Genomic DNA, 19,670 nt, shown 5'->3' with positions numbered 1-19,670 from the left:
ATGAGTTCTTCCGCGATCGAGATCGGCGCGCTCGCGCCGCTGAGCCGGCCGGGCTGGGTCGAGGCGGGCGAGCATCTGCTGGCGGGCATGGAACTGGCTGCCCTCGAGATCAATGAGGCAGGCGGGATCGCGGGCAGGCTGCTTCGATTGGTGGTGAGGGATACGGCGGCCGATCCGAACACGGCAATGACTGCCGTGGACGAACTGGCCCGCCTCGGCGTGGTGGCGCTGGCCGGGGAGTACCACAGCGTGGTCGCCCGCGCGGCGGCCGCGCGGGCGGGTGCACTCGGCCTGCCGTTCCTCTGCGCGTCGGCGGTGCTCGATGCGCTGTGCGAACAACCGAGCCGCTGGGTGGCGCGGCTGGCGCCGGCGCAGTCGCACGGCTGGCGGATCTACGCCGACTTCCTGCTGGGCGAGGGCCATCGCCGCATCGCGGTCGCGGCCGATGCCAGCGTCTATTGGGCGGCGGGCACGGTGATCCTGCGCGAGCACTTGGCCGCGCGCGGCGGCGTGTTGATCGAGCTCGATGCGCGTGCGTTGTCGCCCGCGGCACTGTGCGACCAGCTGTTCGAGCAACGCGCCACGGCCGTCCTGATGCTGGCCGGCCACCCCGAGCCGGCCGTGCCCATCGTCAAGGCCGTGCGCCATGACTCGCGGCTGGCCGGCATGCGGATCGGCGCGCCGGCGGGGCAGCCCGAGTTCGCCGAGTGGATGGCGGCGCTGGGCGCGGATGGCGCGGCGATTCCGTTTCTTCGCTATCTGCCCGAGCGTCTCGGTTCGTCAGCCATGCGCATCGAAGCGGCATTGCGCGAGCGACTGGGCGTGGCGCCTTCGTTCGTCGCCTTCGAGGGCTACGACGCGATCGCTGTGCTCGCCGAAGCGATGCGATCGCACGGTGCGCGGCGCGAAGGCATTGCCGATGCATGGTCGCACGTGAGCTTCGAGGGCAGCCGCGGTTCCTTCCGGTTCTCGCGCGTGCCGGGCATCGATGTCCTGCAATGGGCCTGGCCGCCGGTCCAGGTCGTCGAGCGCGATTCCTCGCAGCCCGATCGCTTCAGGGTGCTCCACACCGGCGCCTGACGAATGGCGGAAGTCAGGCGGCGCCCTCTGTTTAACGCGGGCCGGCCTGTTGCCCCGTCTCGACCACGAAGGCATGCAGTTCGGCGAGCTTCCCGTCGCGAAAGCGCCAGACATCGCAGTAGCTGTGATGGGTCGCCTTGCCAGCCTCGTCCTTCAGAGTGATCTCGCCGATGGCCGCCACGATGTCGCCCTCGGCGACCAGCCGGTGCACGTCGAACCGGGGCGGCTCCTTGTACGTCCGGGCCATCCACTGGCGAACGGCTTCCTTGCCGTCGAGCGTCTGTTCGCCCACGAAGGTCCACTGCGTGTCGTCGGTGCAGGCACTCAGAAAGCCTTCGTAGTCGCCTTCGACGATGGCCGCGTTGGCCTGCTCGAGGACGGCCTTGTTCGTCTGTGACATCCGGAACTCTCCTTCGTTGAACCAGGAACAGGTTCCGGTTGTAGAGCTCCGGCGCGTCGCGATCGTCGGCCCATGGGCAACGATGACGTACGCGATCGGCTGACAGCTAACGCAGGTCGAATCCGAAATGCAGGCCGCGTGCGAGCAGGTCGTTGCGGAAGTAGAAGCGCTGCGCCAGCGCGTTGTCCAAGCCGGTGTCGAGCGTGAGGCGCGTGCACCCTGCCTCGCGGGCCAGCGCCTTCAGCGCGCCGAGCAGCGCGCTGCCCACGCCGCCGCCGCGCTCGTCCTGCGTGGTCACGAGGTCGTCGACATAGAGGAAGCGCCCGTGGATCAGGTTGCGCTGCAAGCGGTAGCCCGCGAAGCCGCACGGCGCATCGTGCCGCCAGGCCGCGAGCATGCGGTAGCCCTCGCGGCGCTGCTCGGCCACGGCCTGCTGTAAGGCCTCGGGGCTCGCGAGGTGAGGACGCAACTGGCGCACCATGGGATGGCAGGCGAGAAGGTCCGCATCGGATTCGACGGGGCGGAAGTGGATCGGGGTGGCGGTCATGAGGGGCAAGGTCGATGAAAGGGGTCGAGGCAGTGTGCGTCCGCATCGCGCCTTCCGGTTGGACCACGTTCTTCGAATCTGGCTGGACCATCGCCCGCTGGATCGACGCCGGCCTTTCTTTCGTCTGTCTTTCACCGTTGCGTGGTGCAAGCCCCAGTTCGCGGGAAGGTCCCCGATGGCAACATCCGGGCATGCAACTGCTGCTCGTGGAAGACGACTTCGACCTGTCGGGAATACTGTCCCGCAGCCTGTCGTCGCGCGGCTTCGAGATCCTGTGCTGCAGCGATGGCGCCGAGGCCCTGGCGGCGGCGCGCAAGAAGAACTTCGACATCATCGTGCTCGACCTGTCGCTGCCCGGGCTCGACGGCCTGGAGCTGTTGCACCGTCTGCGCGGCGACGGGAACGCGACCCCGGTGCTGATCCTGACGGCCCGCGGCGCGGTCGGCGACCGGATCGCGGGGCTCAATGCCGGCGCCGACGACTACCTCGCCAAGCCCTTCGACCTCGAGGAGATGATCGCGCGCGTGGGCGCGCTGACCCGCCGGCTCGGCCGCAATGGCGAGCTGCGCTGCGGGCGGCTGCGCTACGAAGCCGCCGCCAATGTCTTCTACCGCGACGAGAGCCCGCTCGAGCTGTCGCAGCGCGAGGCCGACCTGCTGAAGAAACTGATGTCGCGCGTCGATCGCGTGGTGCCCAGGGAGGAGCTCAGGCAGGCGGTGTTCGGTGCCGACACGGCGCAGTCGGAGGCCATCGACCTCGTGGTGCACCGGCTGAGGAAGAAGCTGGTCGGCGCCAGCGTCGAGGTGCTCAACCTGCGCGGCGTCGGCTATCTGCTGTGCGACGACACCTCCGCGGCGGCGCAGCGGCCGGCCGGCGGATGATGCTCGCGTCCCGGCCGCCGCGCGCCGTGTCGCTCCGGCGCTTCCTGCTGCTGTGGCTGCTGGGCGGCCTGTGGCTGGTCGTGGCCTGCATCGCGGCGTTCCATCTCGTGGCGGCGCTGATCGAGCTGGCGCGGGCGCAGGACGCGCGGCTGGTGGCGGCGCTCGGCGCTTCGGGCCAGCCCGGTGTCGGTGCCGTGTTCGAACGGACCGGTTCGCTCGACGGCAGCCGGATCGCCGGCGACCGCATGCTCGAGGCGTTCCCTTGGGTCGCGAGCCTGCCGGCGTCGGGCGCGCCGCGCCTCTATGTGAGCCAGCGCGGGGACGTGGCGGTGCGTGCCGCGGCGGCCTTGCGCAAGGACGCGACCCAGTCCGGAGGGAAGGTGGTGGTCCAGGCCGCGGAACCGATGCGCGCGCGCTTCGCCGCCTGGGACCGGATGCCGCGGCAACTGCTGGGCTGGCTCGCCGCGGCCGCCCTCGGCATGTCGGCCGTGGTGGTCTCGGCGGTGGCCATGACCTCGCGCTGGCTGGCGCGCGCGCGCCGCGCGCTCGATGCCCCGCAACTGGACATGGCGCTCTACGACGGTCCCTCCGAGCTGCGCCCGGCGATGGCGCGCATGCATGAGCTGCACCAGCGGCAGCGCGAATGGGTCGAGCAGCAGCGCCGCTTCCTGGCCGATGCCTCGCACCAGCTGCGCACGCCGATGTCGGTGCTGCGCACGCAGCTGCAATCCGCCATGGCGGGCGACGTGCCGGCCGGCGAGATCCTGCCGCAGATGCTGCACACGGTCGACCGCGCGACGGACATGGCCAACCAGCTGCTGAGCCTCAGCAAGCTCGAGCAGGTCAAGCGGGCGGGGCGCCTGCAGGCGGTGCTGCTGCATGCGGCGGCCGTCGACGCGGTGATGGAACTCGCGCCGCTCATCGCGGCCAAGCGGCTGGACTTCGCGCTCGAGGGCGACGAGCAGCTGGGCGCCACCGGCGATCCGCTGATGCTCGGCGAGCTGCTGCGCAACCTGCTCGCGAACGCGATCCATCACACGCCCGATGGCGGCCGGCTCGGCATCCTGGTGCGCGCCTATGCCGCGACGGTGGAGCTCGTGGTGTGGGACGGCGGCCCGGGCGTCGACGATGCGCTGCGGCCGCGGCTGTTCCAGGCGTTCTCGGCCACCAAGGGCGGGGTTGGCCTGGGCCTGTCGATCTGCCGCCAGATCGCCGAGGCCATGGGCGCGTCGATGGAGATCTACAACCGCGTCGATGCCGGGCGGGTCATCGGCGTGGACGCCGTGGTCCGCTGGAGCCAGGCCCCCTGAACGCGGCCGGCACCCATGCCGGCCGAACGAAGCCCCCGCATTCCTTCCCGTTTCTTCACGGCCCGCGCGTGGCCGGGGACGCGTGTCGCCCTTTTCTTTTCGATCCCACTCCAAGGAGATATCCATGAACAAGACAAATGCCCTCGCGGCCCTCGCGCTGGCCGCCGGCCTGTGCGCGCCGGCCGTCCATGCCCAGGGGGCTGGCCAGCTGAACGTCATCTGCTCCGTGCAGGACGAATGGTGCTCGCTCATGAGCACCACCTTCGCCCGCAGCTCGGGCATCAAGGTCAATGTGCTCAAGCGCGGCAGCGGCGAGGCGCTGGCCCAGTTGCTGGCCGAGCGCGGCAACCCGAAGACCGATGTCTGGTTCGGTGGCACGGGCGATCCCCATCTCCAGGCCGCGGAGCAGGACCTGACCCTCGCGTACAAGTCGCCCTCGCTGCCGCAGCTGCATGCCTGGTCGCAGTCGCAGGCCGAGCAGTCGCAGTGGCGCACCGTCGGCGTGTACTCCGGACCGCTGGGCTTCGCCTACAACACCGAACTGCTGGCGAAGAAGAAGCTGCCCGAGCCCAAGTGCTGGAAGGACCTGCTGTCGCCGGGCCTGCGCGGCGAGATCCAGGTCGCCAATCCCGCGAGCTCGGGAACGGCCTACACCATGATCGCGACCCTCGTGCAGCTGATGGGCGAGGACAAGGCCTTCGACTACATGAAGGGCCTGCACCGGAACGTGAGCCAGTACGCGCGTTCCGGCACCGGCCCGATCAAGGCCGCGGCGCGCGGCGAGACCACGGTGTCGATCAGCTTCGTGCACGACGCGCCGAGCGAGCAGATGCAGGGCTTCCCGATCGCGACCGCGACGCCCTGCGAGGGCACCGGCGCCGAGATCGGCTCGATGTCGATCATCAAGGGCGCGCGCAATCTCGAGAATGCCAAGAGGTTCTACGAATGGGCCCTGACGCCCGCGGCGCAGCAACTGGCCGCGGCGGCGCACCAATACCAGCTGCCGTCCAACAAGTCGGCCACGCTGGACAGCCACATCCCCGACTTCCGCAAGATCCGCCTCATCGACTACGACTATGCGAAGTACGGGCGCTCGGCCGAGCGCAAGCGCCTGATCGAACGCTGGGAGCGCGAAGTCAATGGCCAGTCGCGTTGAACGGATCCGCATGAAGCTCGATCCTCACAACAGGCCGATCGCGCTCTGGTCGGTCGTCGGCCTGCTCGCCTTCTGCCTGCCGCCCTGGCATGCCTTGCCCGATGGCCTCGCGGGACTGCAGGGCGTGGGCGAACTGCTCGCGGGCCATGACAGCTCCTCGGCGCTCGCGCAGGTGCTGCTGCATCGCCGGCCCTGGCTGGCCCTGGCCGCCTGGCCGCTGCTCGCCGGCCTGCTGGCGATGCGGATGGCGCCCGGTGTCGCGCAGGGACGGCTGCTGGCCGGTTGCGGCGCGCTGGGCGTGGCGGGCGTGCTGCTGCAGGGTTTCGCCATCGGCCTGCCCGCCGCCGACCCGGCGCCGGGCCTGTTCGCGGCGGCCGTCGCCGCCGGCCAACCGGGCTTCGGCTGGGGCGCGATGCTCGTGCTGGGCGCGCTGCTGATGCTGACCGCGTTCGGCGCGGCGCGCACGGGTGCGTTCCGCGGCGACCTGTTCGTCGCGGCGGCCGTGGTGGGCGCGGGCAGCCTGCTGCTGGCCTTCGTCGCGCTGCCGGTGTTCCGCTCGCTGGCCGGCGCCTTCCTCGACGACGGCGGCCAGTTCAGCGCCGGCGCCTGGTTCGCGCGCATCGCGAGCGAAAGGATCTGGGGCGTCGGCTGCCTGCATTCGGCGCGCAGCTGCGGCGTCGCCTGGAATACGCTGGCACTGGCCACGCTGACCGGCCTCACGACCACGGTGCTCGGCACGCTGCTCGCGCTGGTCGAGAACCGCAGTGCCTCGCGGATCCGGCATGCGCTGCGCTTCCTCGCGCCGCTGCCGATCATCACGCCGCCCTTCGTGGTGGGGCTGGGCCTGATCCTGCTGTTCGGGCGGGCGGGGCTGGTCAACCAACTGATCGAATGGGCCTTCGGCATCGAACCCACGCGCTGGTTCTACGGCTGGTTCGGCGTCTGGCTCGCGCAGCTGTTCGCCTTCACGCCGATCGCCTTCCTCATCGTGCGTGGCGTGATCGAGGGGATCAGCCCCTCGCTCGAGGAGGCCTCGCAGACGCTGCGCGCCGATGCCTGGCGGACCTTCCGCCACGTCACCTTCCCGCTGATGCTGCCGGGCCTGACGAACGCCTTCCTGGTCGGCTTCATCGAGAGCATCGCCGACTTCGGCAACCCGATCATCGTGGGCGGGCAGTTCTCGGTGCTGTCCACGGAGATCTTCTTCGCGATCGTCGGCGCGCAGTTCGACCAGGGCCGCGCGGCCGCGCTCGCGCTGATCCTGACCGTGTTTGCGCTGGGGGTCTTCGCGGTGCAGCGCGGGATCCTGGGCCGCAGGAACTTCACCACCGTCTCGGGCAAGGGCGACGCGGGGCTCTCGATGCGCCTGCCCGACGGTCTGCGGCGCGCCGCGCTGTGCGTGGTCGTGCCGTGGCTGGTCTTCACGCTGGTGGTCTATGTGTTCGCCTTCTGCGGCGGCTTCGTGCAGACCTGGGGCCGGAACTACACGCCCACGCTGGCGCACTTCCGCACGGCCTTCTCGGTGGTGGTGGAGGGGGGCGCGGTGCAATGGGTCGGCGTGGCCTGGGATTCGCTCTTCACGACGGTGCGGCTGGCGGCCGTGGCGGCGCCGCTCACCGCGGGGCTGGGCCTCCTGATCGCCTGGCTGCTGGCACGCGTGCAGTTCCGCGGGCAGGGCGCGTTCGAGTTCTCGGCGCTCATGGCCTTCGCGATCCCGGGCACGGTGCTGGGCGTGAGCTACGTGCTGGCCTTCAACGCCCCGCCATTCGAGATGACGGGCACCGGGCTGATCATCGTGCTGTGCTTCATCTTCCGGAACCTGCCGGTGGGCGTGCGCGCGGGTTCGGCGGCCTTCAAGCAGCTCGACAAGTCGCTCGACGAGGCCTCGCTGATGCTGCGCGCCTCGACCGCGCGCACGCTCTGGTCGGTCACGCTGCCGCTGCTGAAGCCGGCGCTCGCGGCCTCGCTCATCTACAGTTTCGTGCGTTCGATGACCACCGTGTCGGCGGTGATCTTCCTCGTCACGGCGCAGACCGAGCTGGCCACCACCTTCATCATCGGCCGCGTCGGCCAGGGCGACTATGGCGTGGCGCTCGCATACAGCACCGCGCTGATCGTGCTGATGGCGGTGGTCACCGGCCTCGTGCAATGGCGCGTCGGCGACCGCAGGCTGGGCCGCAGGGCCGCCGCGGCCCGGCGCCCGGACACCGGGGCGGCCGACGCACGGCATGCGCCGGCGGCCACCTGAAGCATCTCAATCGGAGAAGAACATGTACGGCATCGAATTCAGGAACGTGTCCAAGAGCTATGGCACCGGCGCCCAGGCGCCCATGGTCGTGAAGGACATCAGCTTCGGCGTGCCCCGGGGCACGCTCACCACCATCCTCGGCCCGTCGGGCTGCGGCAAGACCACGACGCTGCGCATGATCGCGGGGCTCGAGACGCCGAGCGCGGGGCGCATCTTCATCGACGGCGTGGACGTCACGACCCTGGGCGCGGCGCAGCGCAACGTCAGCCTGGTGTTCCAGAGCTATGCGCTGTTCCCGCACATGAGCGTCATCGAGAACGTCTCCTACGGGCTGCGCATGTCGGGCTTCGCGAAGGCGCAGGCGCGCGAGAAGGCCGCGCTGATGCTCGAGACCGTGGGCCTGAAGGGAATGAACGAGCGCATGCCCAGCGAGCTGTCGGGCGGGCAGCAGCAGCGCGTGGCGCTGGCGCGCGCGCTGGCGCTGGAGCCGGCGGTGCTGCTGTTCGACGAGCCGCTGTCGAACCTCGACGCCCGGTTGCGCCGCTCCATGCGCGAGGAGATCCGCGCGTTGCAGCAGCGGCTGTCGCTCACGGTGGCCTACGTCACGCACGACCAGAGCGAGGCGCTGGCGGTCAGCGACCACATCATCGTGATGGACCAGGGCGCGATCGCCCAGCGTGGCGCCCCGCACGAGCTCTACGAGTCGCCGCAGTCGGAATTCGTCGCGGGCTTCATGGGCGAAGCGATGCTGTTCGACGGCGTCTGCGATGCGCGGCGCCAGGTGATGCTGGGCACGCTCGGCGTGACGGCGCCGGACGGCATCGGCGCGGGGCCGGTGAAGGTGGCGGTGCGGCCCGAGGCCTGGATCATCCGGCCGGTCTCGAACGACGGCCTCGCGGCGCGCGTGCTCAAGAGGACCTATGTCGGCAGCACCGTGGAATACACCTTCTCGAGCGGGCTCGGCGAGATCTTCGTCGTCTCGCCCGAGGTCAGGCAGTCGCTGATGCCCGGCGCGCCCGTGAGCCTGCACCTGGCGGACCACGGCGTTTCCATCGTGGCCGCGGCAACTTAGGGTTGCGCCGTTTCGCGCGCCGGCGCCACCATGTTGCGGCAGGCGATCAGGTAGGCCTGCTCCGTGCTCTGGATGTGCTCGCGCAGGATCGCCTGCGCGCGCGCCGCGTCGTTGGCGCGGATCGCGTCGACCACCACGCGGTGGTTGTCCTGGCAGTGCGTGACCTGGCTGTTCTCGGCCGGCAGCCGGTAACGCAGGGCGGTGAGCTGCGCCGCCACCAGCATGTAGGCGGACTGGATGTAGCCGTTGGCGCAGCTCTCGATGATGGCGTTGTGGAACTCGGTGTCCAGGCGCGGGAACTCGTCGTGCTGCTGCTTCGAGAAGGCGGCCGCCATGTCGTCCAGGCATTTCTCGAGCGCCTGGATCAGCGCCTCGGGCCGGTGCTCCATGCCGTCGGCCAGCGCCTCGCATTCGATCATCGAGCGGAAGCGGCAGATGTTCGCGACCTCGGCCTCGCCGAGCTGAAAGACGAAGGTCCCGCGCTGCGGATGGACCTCGACCAGCCCTTCCATCTTGAGGTGCAGCAGCGCCTCGCGCACCGGCGTCTTGCTGATCCCCAGCGTGGCCGCCAGCACCGACTCCGACAACGCCTCCCCGAAGCCCAATTCGCCCCTGACGATGGCGGCGCGGATCTGGTCGATCGCGAGTTCGGTGAGCGATTTGGGCCGCTCGACCTTGACGGAGAGGGCGGATTGACGGGGCGGGGCCATGCGCGATCCTAACAGGACCGGCCCTCGGGAAATACCGGATCTGATCCCTGGCGTTTAATATCTGGCATCTGATATATTTGTTGCCACAGATCAGGAGACAAGATGAATGCAGCAATGGACCGGCTCTACCGGTGGTTCGAGCACGCGCTCGTGGGCGGCCTGGCCGTGATGTCGCTGATGGTGTTCGCCAACGTGGTGCTGCGCTATGTGTTCGACACCGGCATCACCTTCACCGAGGAGGTGTCGCGCATGCTGTTCGTCTGGCTGACCTTCATCGGCTCGATCGTCGCGCTGCGCCAGGGCACGCACCTGGGCATGGACACGGTGGTCAGCCGGCTGCCGCATGCGGGCAAGCTGGCCTTCTTCGTCCTGAGCCACCTGCTGATGCTGGGCTGCATCGTGATGCTGTGGCTGGGCTGCTGGGAGCAGACCAAGGTCAACCTCGACAACCACGCGCCGGTCTCGGGCATTCCGGTGGCGGCGGTCTATTCGGTGGGGCTGGTGGCCGCGGTGCTGATGGGCATCACCCTGCTGGCCAACCTCTGGCAGGCGTTGCGCGGCGACCTCAGCGACGCGCAGCTGGTGACGGTGCGCGAGAGCGAAGACCGCGCCGCCGACTGAGCGCAAGGACAGAGGCCACTCCATGACCGTCTTCACCTTCATCGCATCGCTGCTCGGCGCCATGACGCTGGGCATGCCGATCGCGTTCGCCCTCATGGTCTGCGGCGTCGCGCTGATGCTGCAGATGAACAGCTTCGACGTGCAGATCCTGGCGCAGAAGCTGGTCGACGGCGCCGACAACTACCTGCTGATGTCGGTGCCCTTCTTCCTGCTGGCCGGCGAGATCATGAACCTCGGCGGCCTGTCGCGGCGCATCGTCGATGCCGCGATGGCCATCATCGGCCACATCCGCGGCGGCCTGGGCTACGTGGCGGTGCTCACGGCGCTGGTGCTGGCCAGCGTCTCGGGCTCGGCGATCGCCGACACCGCGGCGGTGGCGGTGCTGCTGATCCCGATGATGCGCAATGCCGGTTACGACGTGGGCCGCTCGAGCGGGCTGATCGCGGCGGCCGGCATCATCGCGCCGGTGATCCCGCCCTCGATCGGCTTCGTGGTGTTCGGCGTGGCCGCGGGCCTGTCGATCACCAAGCTGTTCATGGCCGGCATCGTGCCCGGCCTCATGATGGGCGCCTCGCTGATCGTCACCTGGTGGTGGCTCTCGCGCCGCGGCACGGTGCAGCCGGCGCCGCGCCGCAGCCTGCCCGAGATCGGCGTGGCGGTGCTGCGCAGCCTCTGGGCGCTGGGACTGCCGGTGATCATCATCTTCGGCCTCAAGTTCGGCCTGTTCACGCCCACCGAGGCCGGCGTGGTGGCCGCGGCCTACGCGCTCTTCGTGAGCACCGTGGTCTACCGCGCGCTGTCGCTGCGCGACCTCTACCGCGCGCTGCTGAGCGCGGCCATGACCTCGGCCATCATCATGTTCCTGGTGGCGGCCTCGCTGGTGTCGGCCTGGCTCATCACGGTGGCCAACATCCCCGACCAGATCGTGGCGCTGGCGCAGCCCTTCATCGAGCACAAGACGCTGTTGATGCTGGTGCTGATGGCGGTGGTGGTGCTGGTGGGTACCGCGCTCGACTTCACGCCCACCATCCTGATCCTCACGCCGGTGCTGATGCCGATCATCAAGGAGGCCGGCATCGACCCGATCTACTTCGGCGTGCTGTTCATCATCAACAACGCCATCGGCATGGTGACGCCGCCCGTGGGCACGGTGCTCAACGTGGTGGCCGGCGTGGCGCGCATCCGCATGGACGACGCGATCCGCGGCGTCATGCCCTTCATGCTGGCGCAGCTCGTCGTGCTGCTGCTGCTGATCCTGTTCCCGGCGCTGGTGCTCGTGCCCGCCACCTGGTTCCGCTGAATCCGTTCACCCATCGCATCACACAAGGAGACAAGAGACATGCTGAAGAAGATCATCGTCGCGCTGGCCGCCACCGCCGCGCTCGGCCTGGCCCATGCGCAGGCCGGCAAGTTCGGCTACGGCGCCAGCGACGACAACTCGCAGGGCCTGGCGGCCAAGCGCTTTTCCGAACTGGTGAAGACGCGCACCGGCGGCCGCATCAACGTCAACACCTACGGCAGCGGCAAGCTCGGCACCGACGCGCAGATGCAGTCGGCGCTGCAGGGCGGCGTGCAGGAGCTCATGGTCGGCCCGACCTCGGGCCTGGTCGGCGTGGTCAAGGAATACGCGCTGCTCGACCTGCCGTTCCTGGTCTCCAGCTTCAAGGAGGCCGACTCGCTGCTCGACGGCCCGGTCGGCCAGTCGCTGTTCCAGAAGCTCGAGGCCCATGGCCTGGTGGGCCTGGCCTACTGGGAGAACGGCTTTCGCCATCTCACCAATTCGCGCCGCCCGGTCAACAAGCTCGAGGACATCGCGGGCCTGAAGATCCGCGTGATCCCGAACCCGGTCTACATCGAGACCTTCAAGGCCCTGGGCGCCAACCCGCTGCCGCTGCCCTACACCGAGCTCTATGGCGCGCTCGAGACCCGGTCGGTCGACGCGCAGGAGAACGGCCTGGGCCTGATCGAGTCGGGCAAGTTCTACGAAGTGCAGAAATACCTGACCCTGAGCGCCCACAGCTACACGCCCTACATCGTGCTGGCGAGCAAGAAGTGGTTCGACAAGCTCTCCGAGGCCGATCGCGACGTGGTGCGCAAGGCGGCCGTCGATGCCGGCACCTACCAATGGCAGATCAACCGCGAGGAAACGCGCAAGCTGGTCGACCAGATGAAGAAGCACGGCCTGCAGGTGGTCGACCTGCCGGCCGCCGAGGCCAACCGCATGCGCGAGAAGGTCAAGCCCGTGCACGAGAAGTTCACCGAGCAGATCGGCGCCGCACTGATGAAGCAGGCGCGCGAGGAGATCGCCAAGGCCGCGCAGTGAGCGCCTGAACCCCCGATTCGTTTTTCTGCCGCCCTCCGCGAGGAGGGCGGGCGGGAGCCTGCCCGCCGTTTTCCGTCTTCCAGCCCATTGCCCCATATACAAGGAGAGAGATTCATGGACACCCAGCAACTGATCGCCGCCTTCGAGAAGGTCGCCACCGCCTCGGTCGCCGATGCCGTCGACAAGGTCACCGGCAAGCGCGGCTACCTCGACCACGAGATCAAGCCGCGCATCAACGACAGGCGCGTGGTCGGCCCGGCCGCCACCGTGATCGAGGTGCCGACCGACGAGTTCGTGCCGCCGCAGCATGCGCTCGACCTGATCGACGAGGCGCCCGAGGGCAGCGTGATCTGCATCGGCATCGGCGGCGAGAGCGACGTCGCCGTCTGGGGCGGCCTGATGACCGCGGGCGCCTTCGCCAACCGCCACGCGGGTGCGCTGCTCGACGGCGGCGTGCGCGACATCGCCGAGATCCGCCGCGACTACGACTTCCCGGTGTTCGCGCGCAGCGTCTCGCCGGGCACCACGCTGGGCCGCCACAAGACCCTGAGCTCGGGCGTGCCGACCATGATCGGCGGCGTGATGGTGCACCCGGGCGACATCGTGGTGGCCGACATCGACGGTGTGGTGATCGTGCCGCTCGCCCACGCCGAGGCCGTGCTCGCGATGGCGCAGGAGATCGACCAGCGCGAGCTCGAGCAGGCCAAATTGATCGTGGCCGAGCGCTCGCTGCGCAAGGGGCTGGCGAAATATGGCCGCATCTGAAGCCACCGGCGCGGTGCAGATCGTCGCGCTCGGCGAGCCGATGGTGGAGTTCAACCAGGTCCGTCCCGGCGAGCCCGGCTACCTGCAGGGCTTCGGCGGCGACACCTCGAACGCCATCATCGCCGCCGCCCGGCAGGGTGCGCGCACCGCCTACCTCACGCGCGTGGGCAGCGACACCTGGGGCGATGCGCTGATGGAACTCTGGCGCGCCGAGGGCGTGGCCACCGACGGCGTGGCGCGCGATGCGCAGGCGCCGACCGCGGTGTACTTCGTCACGCACGACGGCGACGGCCATGCCTTCAGCTATCTGCGCGCCGGCAGCGCCGCCAGCCGCATGGTGCCGGCCGGGTTGTCGCGCGGCGCCATCGAGGGCGCGCGCTTCCTCCATGTGTCGGGCATCAGCCAGGCCATCAGCGCGAGCGCCTGCGACACCGTGTTCGAGGCCATCGCCATCGCGCGCGCGACGGGCGTGCAGGTCAGCTACGACGCCAACCTGCGGCTCAAGCTCTGGCCGCTGGCGCGCGCCCGCGCCGTGATCCGCGAGACCGTGGGCCTGTCGGACCTGTTCCTGCCGAGCATCGAGGATGCGCAGCAGTTCACCGGCCTCGACGGCGAAGACGCCATCCTCGACTGGTGCTTCGAGGCCGGCGCGCGCACCGTGGTGCTGAAGCTCGGCAAGGCCGGCGCGGTGCTCGCCACGCCCTCGTCGCGCGAGCGCATCGCGGGCCATGCGGTGCGGGCGGTCGATGCGACCGGCGCCGGCGACTGCTTCGCGGGCTCGCTGCTCGCGCGGCTGGCCGCGGGCGACGCGATCGCGCAGGCGGTGCGCTATGCCAATGCGGCGGCGGCGCTCACGACCACGGGCTTCGGCGCGGTGGCGCCGATACCGCGGCCGGAGGAGGTGCGAGGCTTGCTGGCGGCTGCGCCCGATCGAAAGTAACGGGCCACGCGCGAGAAGCTCGACGAGGTTCCTGGCGTCCCTGCGCATCTCGCATGCCGTCGCTCGATCTTCGAACGAGCCCGCGTTCGCGATCGACCCATTGGACGACGGCTATCAAACTTCTATTAGCTGTGAATTAGAAATTCAATTCTTTACATCAATTGGAGATCGGGATTTGCATGGACTGTGAATGAGGGATCGTTGCGCACAATGTCGGTGCGCAATTAACGCTTTCGCTTCAATTGAATTGGCATGCAATGTGCAGGCGAGCGTGTGTCGCGACGAATTGAATCACTCATCCCTCGATCAATCACAACATGAAGAAAAGACTCGTTCTCTCCACACTGGTTCCATCCATCGTCGCCGCCACTGTTCTCGTCGCATGCGGTGGGGGCGGTGGCGGTGGTGGCTTCGCATTCCTGCCTTCGGCGGGAAGCGGTGGCAATTCGGCCGCACCTCCTCCCTCGCCCCCCGCGGCCGACACGAGTTGCCAGGCATTGACCAGCGACGGCGCGGGCGTCGTGGTCGGGTCCAATCTTCCCGGTGACCCCTCGCTGCCCGAAGCCGCCTCGGGATACCGGACCGGACTGAAGACGGTCTATGCAAAGAAGTTCATGGTGTCGACGTCCAATGCGCTGGCCAGCGCCGCGGGTTGCGCGGTCCTCCAGAAGGGCGGCACGGCGGCGGATGCCGCGGTGGCGGTGCAGGCCGTGCTCGGGCTCACGGTGCCCGAGGCGACGGGCCTGGGATCGGGCGGCTTCATCGTCTACTACGATGCGGCCACGAAGAAGACCGTGGCCTACGATGGCCGCGAATCGGCGCCCGCGGCCGCGACGCAGAACTACCTGCGCTACATCGACGACACGACCGACAAGACGACGCCAAAGCCCAGCGCCCGCGCCAGCGGCCGTTCGATCGGCACCATCGGCGTGCCGCGGCTGATCGAGGCCGTGCAGAAGGACCATGGCAAGCTTGCCTGGAAGGATCTTTTCGGCGACGGGATCTCGCTGGCCACCAATGGCTTCAAGATCGGCGGCCGACTGGCCGACGCCATCTCCTCGAACGCCACCAGCCTCAAGCGCGATGCCGAGGCCAAGGCCTACTTCTTCAACGACGACGGCACGCCCAAGGCCTTGGGAACCCTGCTGAAGAACCCGGCCTATGCACGCTCGCTGACGGCCATGGCGAACAACGGCGCGGATGCCATCTACACGGGCCAGATCGGCCAGGACATCGTGGCCAAGATCGCCACGTCCGTCGACGCCAATGGCGACGTGATGACGCCGGGCAAGACCACGCTGGCCGACCTGGCCGGCTACCAGGTGAAGCGCCGCGAGCCCGTGTGCACGACCTATCGTGCCTACTGGATCTGCGGCGCGCCGCCTCCGACTTCGGGCGGTATCACCGTGGCATCGGCCATGGGGATCCTGGAGAACTTCAACCTCTCCCTCTACAAGCCGGCAACGCTCGACCTGGAAGGCGGCAAGCCGACCGTGATGGGCGTGCACCTGGTCAGCGAGGCGGAGCGCCTGGCCTATGCCGACCGCGACAAGTACGTGGCCGACACGGACTTCGTGCCGCTGCCCGGCGGCACCTGGGACACGCTGCTCAACAAGCCCTATCTGACCAGCCGTGCGGGCCTGATCAACTTCGGCGCCAGCATGGGAACCGCGGTCGCCGGCAACCTCGGGCCGATCCCGCTGGGCGTCGACAACCTGGTCGAGCACGGCACCAACCAGTTCACCATCGTGGACGGCGAGGGGAATGCGCTCACGGCCACGACCACCGTGGAGTCGAGCATGGGGTCGTTCCACATGACCAACGGCTTCCTGCTCAACAACCAGCTGACGGACTTCTCCGCCGCGCCGACCGACGGCAACGGCGACCCGATCGCGAACCGGGTGGCCCCGGGCAAGCGGCCGCGCAGCTCGATGGCACCGACACTGGTCTTCGGCATGGCGCCCGATGGTTCGAAGGGCGACTTCGTGATGGCGACGGGCTCGCCGGGTGGCGGCACCATCCCGCAGTACGTCGTCAAGACGCTGGTGGGCGCACTGGACTGGGGGCTCGATGCGCAGCAGGCATCGAACCTGGTCGACTTCGGCGCCAGCAACAGCGCGACGACCACGCTGGGCGGCGAGCATCCGAACATCGACACGTCCAATGGCGGTGCCAACGATCCGCTGATCCAGGGACTGATCGCGCTGAAGCACAAGATCTCCACCAGCGCGCAGGCCAGCGGCGTCAACACCGTCATGCGGGTGCAGCGCAACGGCGTACCCGTGCTGGCGGGCGGGACCGATCCGCGGCGCGAGGGCGTCGTGCTCGGCGACAGTTTCAAGCCTTGAGCGTCGAACGGGCGGAACTCCTTCCGCCCGCTCGCCGCGCCGACGGCCATGCCAGCGTGCGGCCGTCGCTCCTCGTTCCGGCGGGTCCGAGACGCCCTTGAAGTTCCGCAGCATCGCGGGCCGCATGCGCGGCACGGGTCGCCCGGGAGATCAGGGCGCGTCGAGCGCCTGCTTCAGATCGGCGATGAGGTCCTCGACATCCTCCAGCCCCACGGAGAGGCGTATCAGGTCGAAGGTGACGCCGGCGCTCAGGCGGGCATCCGGCGCGATCTTCTGTCGCGCGCGCATCAGGGCGCCGGGGCTCGTGATCAGCGACTCGGTATCGCCAAGGCTGATCGCGCGCGAGATCAGGCGCAGGCGATCGATCATCCGGATCGCGCCGTCGTATCCCGTCTTCAGGTCGAAGGACAGCATGCCGCTGCCATGCAGCATCTGCCGGCGCGCGATCTCGTGCCCCGGGCTGTCTTCGAGGAAGGGATAGCGCACGACTTCGACCGCCGGATGGGCCGCCAGCATCCGCGCGATCGCCAGCGCGTTCTCGCCGTGCTGTCGCATGCGCAGCTTCAGGGTCTTGAGACCGCGCAGGACCAGGAAGCAGAGCATCGGCGAAAGGGAAGCGCCGGTCATGTACTTCAGGCCGACGCCGCGGACCCTGTTCATGGTCGGCAGGTCACCCACCACGATGCCGCCGAGCAGATCGCCGTGCCCGTTGATGTATTTGGTCAGCGAGTGCACCACCAGATCGGCGCCATGGGCCAAGGGGCGCTGCAGGGCCGGGGAGGCGAAGGTCGAATCGACCACGACCCGCACGCCGGCGGCCTTCGCGATCTTCGAGATGGCCTCGATGTCGAGCACCTCTCCGGTCGGATTGATCGGCGTCTCGAAGTACACGAGCTTCGTCTTCGCCGTGATCGCTGCGGCCAGCTCCGCGGGCGACGACAGATCGACCTTGGTCACCTTGATGCCCAGGCGGGGCAGGCCTTCGTCGATCAGCGTGGTTGCCGTGGCATAGATCGTGTGGTGAACGACGATCTCGTCGCCGCTGCCCAGGAGACTGAGGAACACCGCGTTGATCGCGGCCATGCCCGAGGCGGTGGCGACCGCGGCCTGCGCACCCTCGAGGTTGGCCAGCCTCCTCTCCAGAAGATCCTGCGTCGGGTTGTGCTGCCGCCCGTAGACGTAGAGGTCGCTCTCGCCGGCGAAGATGGCTTCGGCCTCGGCATTCGAGTCGAACGCGAAGGTCGACGTCATGTAGATCGGCGGCGAGACGGCCCCGTAGGGGTCTTGCGAGCCGTAGCCGTGATGGATGGCGCGGGTCTGGAATCCCGGGGCCTGATCGAGTTCTCTTGTCATCCGATTCTCCGATGTCCGAAAAGTGGTGGAAGCCGTCAGTGCAGGATCTGGCCCAGGAACGCGCGCGTGCGTTCGTTGCGCGGATTGCCGAAGAAATCCTCGGGCCTTCCCTGCTCGATGATTTCGCCGCGGTCCATGAAGATCACGCGGTCGGCGACCTTGCGCGCGAAGTTCATCTCGTGGGTGACGCACAGCATGGTCATGCCGCTTTCCTGCGCCAGGTTCACCATGACGTCCAGCACCTCCTTGACCATCTCGGGGTCGAGCGCGGAGGTGGGTTCGTCGAACAGCATGATCTTGGGCTTCATGCACAGCGAGCGCGCGATCGCCACGCGCTGCTGTTGCCCGCCCGAGAGCTGGCCGGGGAATTTCCTCGCCTGTTCGGGGATGCGCACCCGCTCGAGGTACTTCATCGCATCGGCCTCGGCTTCGGCGCGTGGCCTCTTGAGCACCCAGGTCGGCCCCAGGACGAGGTTCTCCAGCACCGTGAGGTGGGGGAACAGGTTGAAGTGCTGGAACACCATGCCCACGTCGCGCCGAATGGCCTCGATGCGCCGCAGGTCGTCGGTCAGCTCGGTGCCGTCGACCACGATGCGTCCCTGCTGGTGCGCCTCGAGCCGGTTCAGGCAGCGGATCATCGTGGACTTGCCCGACCCCGAGGGACCGCAGACGACGATGCGTTCGCCGCGCGCGACCTCGAGGTCGATGTTGCGCAGCACGTGGAATTCTCCGTACCACTTGTTGACGCCTTGCAGGCGGATGATGGGTTCTTTCATGTCTGGAATCCTTGGAGTGCGGGGCGGTCGCTTCTAGGCCCGGTGGCCCGTCGCCAGGCGCCGTTCCAGGGCCTGGCTGTAGCGCGACATGGCGAAGCAGAAGACGAAGTAGATGGCCGCGATGAACAGGTAGGCCTCCATGCCGAAGCCGGTCCACGCGGCATCCGCCAGCGCGGCCTTCGCGGCCAGCGTCAGGTCGAAGATCCCGATGATCACGACGAGGGAGGTGTCCTTGAACAGCGCGATGAAGGTGCTGACCAGCGGCGGGATCACGATCTTCAGGGCTTGCGGCAGCACGATCGCGCGCATCTGCTGCCAGTAGCCCAGGCCGATCGAATCGGCGCCCTCGTACTGCCCCTTGGGCACCGACTGCAGGCCGCCGCGCACGGTCTCCGCGATGTAGGCGGCGGCGAACATGACGATCGCGATCTGCGCGCGCAGCAGCTTGTCGATGGCGAAGCCCTCGGGCAGGAACAGCGGCAGCATGACCGACGACATGAACAGCAGGCTGATGAGCGGCACGCCGCGGATCAGCTCGATGTAGACGACGCACAGCGCCTTGATGACCGGCATGCGCGAACGCCGCCCGAGGGCGAGCAGCACGCCGAGCGGGAAGGCCAATGCGATGCCGAAGGTCGAGAGGATGAGCGTCAGCGGCAGGCCACCCCAGCGCACGTTCTCCACGTAGACCAGCCCCGGCACGCCGCCCCACATGAGCACGGCCACGGTCGACAGGCCCAGCACCCACATCGCCGGCAATGCGAGGTTCCAGAACCGGCGGATACCGCTGCAGACGATCAGGCCGATCAGCAGGCAGGTGGCGACCAGCGGCCGCCACTGCTCGTCGTGGGGGTAGGTGCCGAAGAGGATCAGGCGGTGCTTCTCGGCGATGAAAGCCCAGCACGCACCGTGCGAGCGATGGCATTCCTGGCCGCTGGTGGCGCTGAAGTTCGCCTGGATCCAGCCCCAGTCGACGAGCGCCGGAACGGCCATCAGCAGCAGCCAGGCGAGCAGCACGGTCGCGACCACGCTGGCGGGCGAGACGAAGAAGCGCCGCTGGAGCCAGGCGAGCGGGCCGCCCCGGGGCGGGCGCGGCGGCGCGATGTCCAGATGCCGCGCGGGCGATGCGATGCCGTTCAT

General features: G+C 68.7%; 18 protein-coding genes. 12 read left to right on the top strand and 6 right to left on the bottom strand.

What is annotated here, in order from left to right:
• A complete protein-coding gene (locus tag ACEN9J_RS35620) occupies nt 1–1,080 on the top strand; it encodes an ABC transporter substrate-binding protein (RefSeq protein WP_413764692.1) in 1,080 nt (359 codons plus the stop codon).
• Between the two features lie 31 nt (nt 1,081–1,111).
• Here ACEN9J_RS35620 and ACEN9J_RS35615 read toward each other — a convergent pair whose 3' ends face one another.
• Nucleotides 1,112–1,480, bottom strand: coding sequence for a nuclear transport factor 2 family protein (locus ACEN9J_RS35615; protein WP_413764691.1), 369 nt, complete (start codon nt 1,478–1,480; stop codon nt 1,112–1,114).
• A gap of 106 nt (nt 1,481–1,586) precedes the next feature.
• Nucleotides 1,587–2,027, bottom strand: a complete 441-nt coding sequence (locus ACEN9J_RS35610) for an N-acetyltransferase family protein (RefSeq protein ID WP_413764690.1) — start codon at nt 2,025–2,027, stop codon at nt 1,587–1,589.
• A gap of 191 nt (nt 2,028–2,218) precedes the next feature.
• Between ACEN9J_RS35610 and ACEN9J_RS35605 the strand changes: the two genes are divergently transcribed.
• From ACEN9J_RS35605 to ACEN9J_RS35585, 5 genes are all read left to right on the top strand, one after another.
• Complete coding sequence (locus tag ACEN9J_RS35605) at nt 2,219–2,908, top strand: response regulator transcription factor (RefSeq protein ID WP_413764689.1); 690 nt, start codon at nt 2,219–2,221, stop codon at nt 2,906–2,908.
• Nucleotides 2,909–2,934: 26 nt separating this feature from the next.
• Nucleotides 2,935–4,218, top strand: coding sequence for a sensor histidine kinase (locus ACEN9J_RS35600; RefSeq protein ID WP_413764688.1), 1,284 nt, complete (start codon nt 2,935–2,937; stop codon nt 4,216–4,218).
• 124 nt (nt 4,219–4,342) lie between these two features.
• The gene (locus tag ACEN9J_RS35595; RefSeq protein ID WP_261206087.1) at nt 4,343–5,374 is read left to right on the top strand and encodes an ABC transporter substrate-binding protein; all 1,032 of its coding nucleotides are present in this window, start codon (nt 4,343–4,345) and stop codon (nt 5,372–5,374) included.
• Nucleotides 5,375–5,384: 10 nt separating this feature from the next.
• Entirely contained in the window at nt 5,385–7,622 is a 2,238-nt protein-coding gene (locus ACEN9J_RS35590) for an ABC transporter permease (RefSeq protein WP_413764687.1), read from the top strand.
• A gap of 22 nt (nt 7,623–7,644) precedes the next feature.
• Entirely contained in the window at nt 7,645–8,694 is a 1,050-nt protein-coding gene (locus ACEN9J_RS35585) for an ABC transporter ATP-binding protein (protein WP_296740170.1), read from the top strand.
• Here the strand turns inward: ACEN9J_RS35585 and ACEN9J_RS35580 are convergent.
• Complete coding sequence (locus ACEN9J_RS35580) at nt 8,691–9,404, bottom strand: GntR family transcriptional regulator (RefSeq protein WP_413764686.1); 714 nt, start codon at nt 9,402–9,404, stop codon at nt 8,691–8,693. The genes ACEN9J_RS35585 and ACEN9J_RS35580 overlap by 4 nt on opposite strands.
• 102 nt (nt 9,405–9,506) lie before the next feature.
• On the opposite strand from ACEN9J_RS35580, the gene ACEN9J_RS35575 reads away from it, so the two are divergent.
• The 6 genes from ACEN9J_RS35575 (at nt 9,507) to ACEN9J_RS35550 (ending at nt 16,401) form a co-directional block, all read left to right on the top strand.
• Nucleotides 9,507–10,025 (top strand): TRAP transporter small permease, encoded by a 519-nt coding sequence (locus ACEN9J_RS35575; protein WP_261206082.1) that lies wholly within the window; start codon nt 9,507–9,509, stop codon nt 10,023–10,025.
• A gap of 22 nt (nt 10,026–10,047) precedes the next feature.
• Nucleotides 10,048–11,325 carry a TRAP transporter large permease subunit gene (locus ACEN9J_RS35570; RefSeq protein ID WP_057589906.1) on the top strand — a complete coding sequence of 426 codons (1,278 nt, stop codon included), beginning with the start codon at nt 10,048–10,050 and terminating at the stop codon, nt 11,323–11,325.
• Between the two features lie 39 nt (nt 11,326–11,364).
• The gene (locus ACEN9J_RS35565) at nt 11,365–12,348 is read left to right on the top strand and encodes a TRAP transporter substrate-binding protein (RefSeq protein WP_413764685.1); all 984 of its coding nucleotides are present in this window, start codon (nt 11,365–11,367) and stop codon (nt 12,346–12,348) included.
• Nucleotides 12,349–12,462: 114 nt separating this feature from the next.
• The gene (locus ACEN9J_RS35560; RefSeq protein ID WP_057589904.1) at nt 12,463–13,113 is read left to right on the top strand and encodes an RraA family protein; all 651 of its coding nucleotides are present in this window, start codon (nt 12,463–12,465) and stop codon (nt 13,111–13,113) included.
• Nucleotides 13,100–14,053, top strand: coding sequence for a sugar kinase (locus ACEN9J_RS35555; protein ID WP_413764684.1), 954 nt, complete (start codon nt 13,100–13,102; stop codon nt 14,051–14,053). The genes ACEN9J_RS35560 and ACEN9J_RS35555 overlap by 14 nt, the downstream gene beginning before the upstream one ends.
• 317 nt (nt 14,054–14,370) lie before the next feature.
• A complete protein-coding gene (locus ACEN9J_RS35550; RefSeq protein WP_296740183.1) occupies nt 14,371–16,401 on the top strand; it encodes a gamma-glutamyltransferase family protein in 2,031 nt (676 codons plus the stop codon).
• 150 nt (nt 16,402–16,551) lie between these two features.
• Here the strand turns inward: ACEN9J_RS35550 and ACEN9J_RS35545 are convergent, their stop codons facing one another.
• Genes ACEN9J_RS35545 through ACEN9J_RS35535 form a run of 3 tightly spaced genes read right to left on the bottom strand, consistent with a single transcriptional unit; the run spans nt 16,552 to nt 19,670 of the window.
• Nucleotides 16,552–17,754 (bottom strand): trans-sulfuration enzyme family protein, encoded by a 1,203-nt coding sequence (locus ACEN9J_RS35545; protein ID WP_413765693.1) that lies wholly within the window; start codon nt 17,752–17,754, stop codon nt 16,552–16,554.
• A 35-nt stretch (nt 17,755–17,789) separates the two neighbouring features.
• Nucleotides 17,790–18,530 (bottom strand): amino acid ABC transporter ATP-binding protein, encoded by a 741-nt coding sequence (locus ACEN9J_RS35540; protein ID WP_314733625.1) that lies wholly within the window; start codon nt 18,528–18,530, stop codon nt 17,790–17,792.
• A gap of 33 nt (nt 18,531–18,563) precedes the next feature.
• Nucleotides 18,564–19,670 (bottom strand): amino acid ABC transporter permease, encoded by a 1,107-nt coding sequence (locus tag ACEN9J_RS35535; RefSeq protein ID WP_413765692.1) that lies wholly within the window; start codon nt 19,668–19,670, stop codon nt 18,564–18,566.

Source organism: Variovorax sp. Varisp41 (genome assembly GCF_047325085.1).
GTDB lineage: Bacteria > Pseudomonadota > Gammaproteobacteria > Burkholderiales > Burkholderiaceae_C > Variovorax.
This window is presented reverse-complemented; position numbering and strand designations above follow the sequence as displayed.